We start from the raw sequence: 9637 nt of genomic DNA, 5'->3' as shown, positions 1-9637 counted from the left end.
ACCACCGGCACACCGGCATCACGGAGCTGCTGCTGCACCTCGGGCGGGCCGATGCTGGTGTCGGTCAGCACCACCGTCGGGTCGAGCTCCAGGATCGCCTCGGCGTTGAGGTCGTGTGCACTGGGCGTGACCAACGGGAGGTCCTCCGCTTGCGGGAAACCGGTAGAGGTGTCCCGTCCGATGACGTTGTCCCCCATCCCGACGCTGAACACGATCTCGGCGAGCGTGCCGTACAGGTCGACGGCGAGGATCCGGCTGGTGTCGTTGATCTCGACGGTCTCGCCATCGCACGACTCGACCACGACGGGCAGGGCCGGTTCGGGATCGTCGACGACCGGGTAGATGTTCTCGTCGGCGATTTCCGCGGTCGAAGGTCCGCTCAGCGCATGCGGATCCGGGAGGTCGCCGCCCGGGTCGCCGAGGAGTCCGCCGTCGGTGGGCTCGAGGGGTTCGCCGTTGCCGTCGACGGTCACGGCGAACCCCTCGACCGGGTCCGGACACGCGTCGACCGCTGCAGCCTCAGCGGCATCGCCGGTAGCCGACGCGGCAGACGTCTCGCCTGCGTCCGCGCATCCGGCTACGAGCAGCGTGAGCACAATGGGGTACGCGAGGAGCGCGGACGCTCGCCGCGACCCGAGGTTACGGCCATCAATCACGTCGATCGCCCCGTCAGTGCCGTGCGCCGATTCCGACCTCACGCTCGAGGTCCGCGAAGACCTCGGTGTTGTGCCGGTACGCGCGGAGCACCTCGTCGATCACCCGTTCCTGCTCGTCGGGTTGCCACGGCACCGCGTCGAGACGGGCTCGGTATTCGTCCTTGAAGACCTTGGGCTTGTCGATCTGGTCGAAGGTGTAGAAGCTCACCCCGGCGCCGTCGAGACCGTAGACGCGGGCAACCACTTTGCCGATGGCCAGGCCACCGGAGAGGTCACCCAGGTAACGCGTGTAGTGATGGGCGACGAAACCATCCGGCCAGTCGGCCATCTCTCGGATCCGGGCCACGTAACGCTGCGTCGACGGAAGCGGGGTCACCTGCTCAAGCCAGCCGGTTCCGATCAGCGCGTCGAGGTCGGCTCGCAGGCTGGGGCCTCTGGATAGCCGCTCGGTGATGAACGGACCGGCGATCTCGTTGTCGCGAAGATCACATGAGACGGCCTCGAGCGCGTCGTAGATGAAGAGGTGCTGGGTGACCATCAGGGCATATCCGGACCGCTCAATCTCGCCGTCCATCAGCGCTTTCATGAACCCGGCGCCCTCGGCTTGCCGGTGCAGGTTCCAGCTGCGTTCACGCAGCCGCTGGGAGAACGACGGTCGGTCCACCGTGGTCATCGTAGTCACGAGCCCCTCCTCAGTTGGATGAATTAAGGCTAGCCTATCCGAAAGCAGGCAAGGCTTACCTTCATGTACCTTGCTGACATCTCATACAGAAAAGGCCGAGGTGGAGGATGCCCACACGAACGACGCGGATCCCACGTACCCGCGCAATACGCCGGGACGCCCGGATTCGCACACCACATCGACGCCTGTTGACCGCGGCGATCGGCCTCCCGCTGATCGCCGGCGGGTCGCTGGCACTGGCCACACCGGCATCGGCAGCGTCGGCGACCGGACCGGAGGGACAGTCCGTCACCGTCTCCAAGGCAGATGACCTCAACCAGGACGGCGAGACGATCACGGTCGAGGGGTCCGGATTCGACCTGGACAAAGGCATCTACGTCGTGCTCTGCGTCAACAACGGCGCAGGCCAGGCGCCGTCGCCCTGTCTCGGTGGCGTGGACATGGAAGGCGCCGGCGGCTCGTCGGCGTGGATCTCGTCGAATCCCCCGTCCTACGGCGAGGGACTGGCGCAGCCGTTCGACGAAGTGGACGGGGAAGGCTCGTTCAGCGTCCAGCTCCAGGTCTCCGCACAAGACGAGTTCACCGACTGCCTGGACGAGTCGGCAGCACCCGACGGCTGCGTCGTCGGGACTCGCGCGGATCACACACGGACCGGAGACCGCAGTGCCGACGTGCTCATTCCGGTGTCGTTCGGGACGGCGGGCTCCGGAGGCGACACGTCCGGGGGGAACGAGGCGGACGGCGACGGCTCGGGTGACGCCGGAGCTGAAGCCGGGGACTCGAACGACGCCGAGGGCTCGGACGACGCCGCGGGCTCCGACAACGCCGCGGAATCCGACGCCGGCTCTGGCTCCGACGACGGCGCAGCGTCGGGAGGCGACGGCCCGGACGGCGCTGACGACGGAGCGGACGGAGCCGCCTCCGGCACCGCCGACGGTGAAGTCGACAGTGCAGACGACCTCGCCACAACCGGAGTACCCGCCATGACCGCCGTGGTCGGCGCCGCTGCGTTGCTCGCCGCGGGCGCTGCACTGGTCGTCGCCCGTCGTCGACCGTCCACTCACCCATGATCATCAACCGCCGGCCGCGCCACGGCGGGTTCAACCGTTGATGATCACCGGATCTACAGGGGAGAAGAGAACGTGAGAACACACCAGAACAGGCGTCGGCTGTTACGACGCTTCACCGCGGCCGGACTGTCGGCCGGGTTGAGCTTCGGCGGGCTCACCGCCGCGGCATCAGCGGGAGCGTTCGCCGACGACGACGGGGCGGCCACCGGAGTCGACGAATCGGGCACCAGCTCTCAGGCGGCGTCCGACGGAAGCCTCGAATGGGGTCTACGAACCTCCTACCGCAACTACATCGCCGGGCCTATCGCCGGTGGCGAGATCGTCACCAGCGACGGCGCCGAGTGGCAAGACGGCTCCGGCAACGCCAAAGGGCCGTTCACCTTTCCGAGCGCCACCGGAACGGTCGACCCGGAGTCGGGCACGGCTGATCTGGCCTTCGACGGTCAGGTCTACACATGGGGCCACGACTATGGCGACGGCCCCATCTTGGAACTGACGCTCAGCAACGTCCGGCTGGAGGTGGACGGCGACACCGGAACGCTCGTCGTCGACGCGGAGTACCGGCCGTTCGTGGGGGCAAATCCGAACATCGAGCCGCCGGATCTGGAGACGGCGGAGGATCTCGCGTTCGGCACCGTCGACCTCAGCGACGCGGACCTCGAACCCGACGACGACGGCCTGGTCAGCGTCACCGATGCCCCGACCGTCGGCGTGACCGACGCAATGGAGGCGATCGGCTGGGACACCTTCTATTCCGGCGAGATGCCCGACGTCGCACTCGATCCGCTGAGTTTCTCGGCGACGCTCGAACCCGTCGAGGAGCCGGAGGAGCCCGGCGAGCCCGAGGAGCCGGAGGAACCAGAAGAACCCGGCGAACCTGAAGAGCCCGAGGAGCCGGAAGAGCCCACGTGGCAGCCGGCGGTCGAGGTCTTCGCCGCCGATGGCGAGACACCGTTGGGTGACGCAGCGGTGTCCGACGGCGATGAGATCGTCGTGCGTGGCACGGGCTTCGACCCGGAAGCGAACACGTCCACCCGGCCACCGGTCCCGGTCGGCCTGCCGGCCGGCGTCTACGTCGTGTTCGGCAAGTTCGCCGATGTCTGGGAGCCTTCGGACGACGCACCATCGGACGCCCGAACGGTCATCGACCAGCGCTGGGCCATGACCCAGGCCACCCTTGACGAGGTCCCGGAGCAGTACCAGGGCACGATCCGGGAGCAGCACGCCGAGTTGACCGCAGAGGGCACGTTCGAGGCGACATTGACCGTCGGTGAGGACGACGTGGACGGCAACTACGGTGTCTACACCTACGCCGCGGGCGGAGCCGCACCGAATCCGGAGCACGAGATCAGCGTGCCGGTCACGGTGGCCCAGGACGAGGATCCCGGCGAGGAGGAGCCCACGGAGCCGGAGCTGACCGTGGAACCCAGCGAAGACCTTGCGGTCGGCGACGAGATCTCGGTGACCGGCACCGGCTTCGCCCCCAACCGCAGGATTTCCATCGCGATCACCGCCAACACGGCGACCCACGAAACGTACGGCTGGCCGACCGGCTGGCTCGGGCACGGAGTCGTGGAGACCGACGACGACGGTCACCTCAGCAGGACGTTCACTGTCGCCGGCACCGTGACCGGTTCCGGTGAGGACTGCACCGAGGTGCAGTGCTACGTCGCGAGCTTCAACTCCGCGCAGGCAGGCGACGCCACACCGGAAGACCATCGAGACGACCGCAGCCAGGACGTCTTCGTCCCGGTGACCTTCGACGACGACCAGCCCGATCCCGATCCGGATCCAGACCCTGATCCGGATCCCGATCCAGACCCTGGGGAGGACCCGGCGTTCACCGTTGCGCCGTCGGCTGTGAAGCAGGGCCAGGAGGTGACGTTCCGCGGCGAGCACCTGGTCCCCGGCACGGATGCCGCCGTCGTCGTGAGCGCCGACCCCGGTGCGACCGCAGGCGACGGCACCCTTGACTGGGGTGTCCGCGGTTCGTTCCGCAACTACATCGAGGGCAACATCGCCCACGGTTCCATCGAGGTCCGGGAGCCTGCGACGCGCAATGAGGACGGCACGTTCCGGTTCGCGGAGGGCGACGGCAGGGTGGACGCCGGGGCAGCCGAGCTGGAGTTCTCGGGCGAGGTCTACTTCGCCGGTCACGACTACGGCGACGGTCCTCTCTTGGAGCTCACTCTGACCGACCCGCGGATCGCCGTCGACGGGGATTCCGGGATGCTCATCGCCGATGTGGTGAGCAAGAGCCTGGACAGTGGCGAGTTGATCGAGTACCCCGACGTCGAGTTCGCCGAGTTGGACCTCAGTGAGGCGTCATTGACGATAGAGGACGGGGTCGCGTCGGCGGAGTCCGTTCCGGCGACCCTTACCGATGACGGTGTCCCCGCCTTCGCTGACTTCTTCGAAGCGGGCACGGAGCTCGACCCGGTGAGCTTCGCGATCACGCTCGCCGGTGACCGCGAGGTCGAGATCGGCTCCACAACCGTCGCCGACGACGGAGCGGCGGAGCTGGCCTGGACCGTTCCGACCGACTTTCCGGTCGGCACCGCCACGGCCACACTCACCTCCGGTGATGTCGAGCTCTCCGAGGAGTTCACCGTGGAAGCCGGAGACGACATCGGGGGCGACGAGAACGGTTCTGACGACGGCACTGACGACGGCGCTGAGGACGGCGACGACAACGGTTCCGACAACGGCAACGACGGAGGCGACGCGGAAGGGTCCGATGGTGGAGACACCGGCGACCCCGACGGCAGCGGCTCCGATACCGGCGACACCAACGGCAGTGACGATGGATCCGACGACGGCACCGGTGATGCGGACGGCGCCGATGGCACTGTTGATGGTTCCGAGAGCGGCTCCGACAACGGCGCCGGAGCGGACGACGGCACCGGTGGCGACAAGGACGGCAACCTCCCGGACACCGGGTCGGGCGCGACGTCGTTCATGGTCATCGTCGCAGCGCTACTCCTGTTCGGTGGCGCACACGTCGCGTTTCTGACTCGCCGCCGCGCTACGGCCTGACCGAAGCCATGGGGCGACAGGGACGCCGCTACTCGCGACGGCCCCGTCGGTCGTAGGAAGGGTCGCAGTGCCGACAGCAGAGGACCCGGCCGGATCACTCGATCCGGCCGGGCCCTCGTGTGTCGACGGCCAATGACGTGCCGGTCGCTAGTGCCGGTCGCTGGCGTAGTGGGCGGCCAGCAGGTCTTCGCCCCAGTCGTGGCGCAGGTCCCGCCATACGGTGTGGATGTGGTTGGCGTCGTTCTGCGTGTTGTCGTACTCCAACAGGAACGTCGGGCCGAGCACGGCGTAGTAGTGCCCGTTACCGGGGCCCGGCTCCAGCGCGCCCGACCAGCGGAACGTCACCTTCTCCAAGCCCGCCCCGTCGATCTCGCGCCACGCGGAGTCCGCGACGTCCGGCACGACCCGCCCCAGATACTGCCGGATCAGCCGAACCAGCAGCTCCTGGGCGTCACCGTCCATGTCGCGGCCCATAAGCCCGGGGGGTATGTCGCTCACGTCGGCTACCGGGTCACGTCGGGTCAGGATGTCGTCCGGCGCTACCGGGCTGCTGACCGCGATCTTCTGTTGCGCAGGTGTCAGGGCCGCGACCAGCGTCCGGCCGAGGTCTTCCTCCTCCGGAAGTGTGCGAAGGCCGGCCGAGGCGTGGCCGGCCGGCACGACGGCAGGATTGGCGCCGAAGAACTGCGGCGCACCGGCCACCTTCTCCCCGACCACGGTCATGTGGACGCACAGATGGTGCCCGCCCACCTTCCACATCCACGGCGTAGGACCGCCCGGCTCACCGAGCACCCGGAACCAGTAGTACTCCGGATGCCGTCGGTCCCATCCCGCGCGGCCTGTGGACCGTTCGATCTCGGCGAGGATCTCCTCGAGCTGCATGATGGCCCGGGCGTTCGCCAGGCCACGCTCCGAGAGCCCGGTGGCCAGCAGTTCCATGGCCCGGCGCTGCTGCACAGCGTTCATGTCCGACAGTGCGAGCCCGGGTCGCGGTCCCGGCAGATAGGTGAACTCGCGACGGTCCGGGGAATCCAACGGTGCACATGCCCTCGTCCGCTGCTCCGGGCCGAGGGAGTCGATGAATGCCTGCGCGGCGCCGGCCATCGTGCCGGCCACGTCCGCGGACGCTGCTGGGTTCGCCATGGCTGCCAGTCTGCCATCACTGCATGGCCGACACGGCTGCAAGCCGGGAGATCATCTGGGTATAGCAAGTCGGGTACGTTTGACACCGAAGGAGGCATGCCGCCATGGCCCTGAACATCAAAGACTTGAAGATCGCCAGCCCGGACATCGGTCCCGACGGGCGTCTGGATGACCGCCACGCCAAGGACCGGGAGAACGTCCCGCCCATGTTGACGATCAGCGGCGTGCCGGACGGAACGGCGGAGTTGGCGTTGATCTGCCACGACCCAGACGCACCGCTGCCACATGGCTTCACGCACTGGACGCTGTACGGAATCCCGGCCGACGTCACCGAGATCGGCCCAGATGCCGACAAACACTTCCGCGCAGGCCCCAACAACTTCGGCGGCGACGGATACGGTGGCCCCAAGCCACCAGCGGGGCACGGTACGCACCACTACTACTTCTGGGTTTATGCGCTCAGCCGCGCCATCGACGGCACGCCGTCGCGGGAAGAGTTCCTGAACACCTATGCCGACGCCGTCGTCGAACAGAACCGCGTGGTCGGTATCTACGAGCGCTGACAGCGGCGGCTATCGTGCGGCTGCGGCTGGCTCCGGCGTATCGGTGGCCATCACCGTCGCTGCACGCGAACCACGTAGGTTGAGCGCGATCATGACAAGTGCCACCACGGCAGCGAGGAACGGCACGAGCAGGGCCGCTCGGTAGCCGTCGAGCATGTCCTGCGGCGTACCGTCCGTGCCGGTAGCAGCGGTGTTCACCGCGGTCACAGCCGCTAGCCCCAGCGCAGCACCGAACTGGAACGATGTGTACAGCAGCCCGCTTGCCAACCCCTGCTCGTGTTGGGCGATGCCGTTGGTCGCGGCGATCGTCAATGGCCCGTAGGTCAGCGCGAAGGCCACTCCCAAGATGATCATGCTCGGGAACATCGCCAGGTACGTCCAGTCCATGCCGATCGGCAGGAAGAGCCCATACGAGACGACGGCCAAGGCGATGCCGCAAACGGCCACACGCACGTTCCCGAAGCGGTTGACCAGGATCGGAGTGAGCAGCGGCGCAAGGATGGCGTCGGCACCCACCGCCAGCAGAGCGAAGCTCGTCTCCAGGGTCGACCAGCCACGAAGCTCCTGCAGATAGAGCACGGCGATGAACTGGAACCCGAAGAAGCCCGCGAAATAGAGCATTCCGGCAAGATTGGTGCGCACCAGCATCGCCGAGCGGAAGACACCCAGCCGGACCAGGGGCGACGGCGTTCTGCGCTCTACCGCCACGAAGGTGGCGAACAACGCCAGACTGCCCGTGAGTGTCAGCACAGTCCACGTCGGCGATGTGTGAGTAGCCCGCTCAACAGTGAAGACCAACAGCAGGATTCCCCCGGTGACCGCAAAGGCTCCCGGCAGATCGACGGCCGCGCCGGCGCGTCGCGGCGCAGGAGACCGTGGAACCAGCGGCAACGCGGCCACGAGGATGATGAAGGACATGACCACCGGCGCAAAGAACACCCAGCGCCAGTCGATCGCCGTCAACAGCCCACCTGCGACGAGCCCGAGCGAGAACCCGCCCGCGGCGGTGCCCGAGTAGATCAGCAGTGCCTTGTTACGCTGCCGCCCTTCAGCGAACGTCGTCGTGATGATCGACAGACCGGCCGGTGTCATGAACGCCGCCGCCACCCCGGTGACGAACCGGGCGAGGATGAGCATCCACCCCTCGGTCGCCAGGCCTCCCAGCCCGGAGAAGACCAGGAACACCGCCAACGGGACCAGGAACATCCGGCGACGTCCGAACAGGTCTGCGGCCCGCCCACCGAACAGCATGAAGCCGCCGTATCCGAGCACGTACGCGCTCATCACCCACTGCAATTCGCCGGTGGAAAGCCCCAGATCGGCTCTGATCGACGGCAACGCGACGTTGAGCATGCCGACGTCGATGCCCTCGAGAAAGATGGCCCCGCACATGACGATCAGCACGCCCCAGGTGCGCACGCCGCCCTGGTCGACCGTGCGGTCGACAGCCGATCTGATGATTCCCGACACAGTATTGCTCCTCCCAGATGAGAGGAAACTGGCCGGTCAAACTCAGTTACGGAATGTCTGCAAGTTCCCTCTTGTAACCAAGAGCATCATGCGGCACCATCGACCCCTATGGAAGAAGGCACTTTAAAGTCACCCAGTCACTCTGCGGATACCTGCTGCGACTACGACGTATTCCAATGGGACCAGCGGGAGGACTGCGAGGTGCGCCAGATCCTCGACCGCATCGCGGACAAGTGGTCGCTGTTGGTCATCGCCCTCCTCGACGAACGCCCGCTGCGCTTCAATGAGCTGCGACGCACCATCGATGGCATCAGCCAGCGCATGCTGACCGTCACGCTGCGCCAGCTCGAGCGCGACGGCCTGGTTCGGCGCACGGTATTCCCGACAGTGCCCCCACGCGTGGACTATGAGCTCACCCCGCTCGGTATGAGCCTGCACGCCACCATCCAGGCGCTCGTCACCTGGACCGAGGAACATCAACAGGAGATCGCCGCCGCTCGCACGGCTTACGACGCCGACACCCGCCCGTCGCAAGCAGTTTCAGCCGACGACGCCCTTTGACGACGCGGCGACCTACAGCACGGGTGCAAAAGATGGGAACACGTTCGACGAACAGGATCTATTTTCTCGTTGAGCCCGCCTGAAGAGCGATGGCCGGACGCTGAACCGCCCTGTCCGTGTAGACCTGAGGCAGTTCCGCGACGTCTGAGGCATCGCAGGCCAGGGTCACCGTGCTGCTTCGGATCTACGGGGCAGGACACGCGCCCCGCCCTCGGCTGCCAGGTTGACGGTGGTGGGCAGGGCTGTGTGCTGCTGTTGGTGGTGGTTCAGTGGGTGGTTGCGTCACTGGGCCAGTGGTGGTCGATGCGGGGCTGGGCGTGGGAGGGTGCTCGTGCACGGTCCCGCGTGTGGTCCCGTGCGTGGTCCTGTGTGTGGTCCCGGTGTTGTGACCGGGTGCCGGGTGCGGGCGGCGGTGACGACCGGTAGGTGTGTCCGGTGGGTGTGGTGGTTTCGACG

At 67.1% G+C, this 9637-nt stretch carries 9 protein-coding genes; 4 read left to right on the top strand and 5 right to left on the bottom strand.

Annotated elements, in window-relative coordinates; all coding sequences use genetic code 11:
- Positions 1-656, bottom strand: a 656-nt coding sequence (locus ELR45_RS37750) for an ABC transporter substrate-binding protein (RefSeq protein WP_205856532.1), incomplete at its 3' end; no start/stop codon positions are given.
- Positions 657-669: 13 nt separating this feature from the next.
- On the bottom strand, positions 670-1329 hold the full coding sequence (locus tag ELR45_RS13080) for a biliverdin-producing heme oxygenase (RefSeq protein ID WP_129667086.1): 660 nt from the start codon (positions 1327-1329) through the stop codon (positions 670-672).
- A 116-nt stretch (positions 1330-1445) separates the two neighbouring features.
- Here ELR45_RS13080 and ELR45_RS13075 point away from each other — a divergent pair, with 116 nt between their 5' ends.
- On the top strand, positions 1446-2408 hold the full coding sequence (locus tag ELR45_RS13075; RefSeq protein WP_205856530.1) for a hypothetical protein: 963 nt from the start codon (positions 1446-1448) through the stop codon (positions 2406-2408).
- Between the two features lie 72 nt (positions 2409-2480).
- Positions 2481-5444, top strand: a complete 2964-nt coding sequence (locus ELR45_RS13070) for an HtaA domain-containing protein (RefSeq protein WP_129666623.1) — start codon at positions 2481-2483, stop codon at positions 5442-5444.
- 147 nt (positions 5445-5591) lie between these two features.
- On the opposite strand, the gene ELR45_RS13065 is transcribed toward ELR45_RS13070, so the two are convergent.
- Positions 5592-6587, bottom strand: a complete 996-nt coding sequence (locus ELR45_RS13065; RefSeq protein WP_165367738.1) for a DUF3500 domain-containing protein — start codon at positions 6585-6587, stop codon at positions 5592-5594.
- A 104-nt stretch (positions 6588-6691) separates the two neighbouring features.
- Here ELR45_RS13065 and ELR45_RS13060 point away from each other — a divergent pair, with 104 nt between their 5' ends.
- Positions 6692-7150 carry a YbhB/YbcL family Raf kinase inhibitor-like protein gene (locus tag ELR45_RS13060; RefSeq protein ID WP_129666621.1) on the top strand — a complete coding sequence of 153 codons (459 nt, stop codon included), beginning with the start codon at positions 6692-6694 and terminating at the stop codon, positions 7148-7150.
- A gap of 9 nt (positions 7151-7159) precedes the next feature.
- Here ELR45_RS13060 and ELR45_RS13055 read toward each other — a convergent pair whose 3' ends face one another.
- Positions 7160-8542: an MFS transporter gene (locus tag ELR45_RS13055; protein WP_129667083.1), complete on the bottom strand. Its 1383-nt coding sequence runs from the start codon at positions 8540-8542 to the stop codon at positions 7160-7162.
- Positions 8543-8728: 186 nt separating this feature from the next.
- Here ELR45_RS13055 and ELR45_RS13050 point away from each other — a divergent pair, with 186 nt between their 5' ends.
- A complete protein-coding gene (locus ELR45_RS13050) occupies positions 8729-9181 on the top strand; it encodes a winged helix-turn-helix transcriptional regulator (RefSeq protein WP_129666619.1) in 453 nt (150 codons plus the stop codon).
- Positions 9182-9447: 266 nt separating this feature from the next.
- Here the strand turns inward: ELR45_RS13050 and ELR45_RS37745 are convergent.
- A partial coding sequence (locus ELR45_RS37745) for a hypothetical protein (protein WP_205856528.1) occupies positions 9448-9637 on the bottom strand: 190 nt, incomplete at its 5' end.

The organism is Phytoactinopolyspora endophytica, assembly GCF_004138495.1.
Classification (GTDB): Bacteria; Actinomycetota; Actinomycetes; order Jiangellales; family Jiangellaceae; genus Phytoactinopolyspora; species Phytoactinopolyspora endophytica.
The sequence above is the reverse complement of the archived record's forward strand: the minus strand, read 5'-3'. Positions and strand labels throughout refer to the sequence as shown.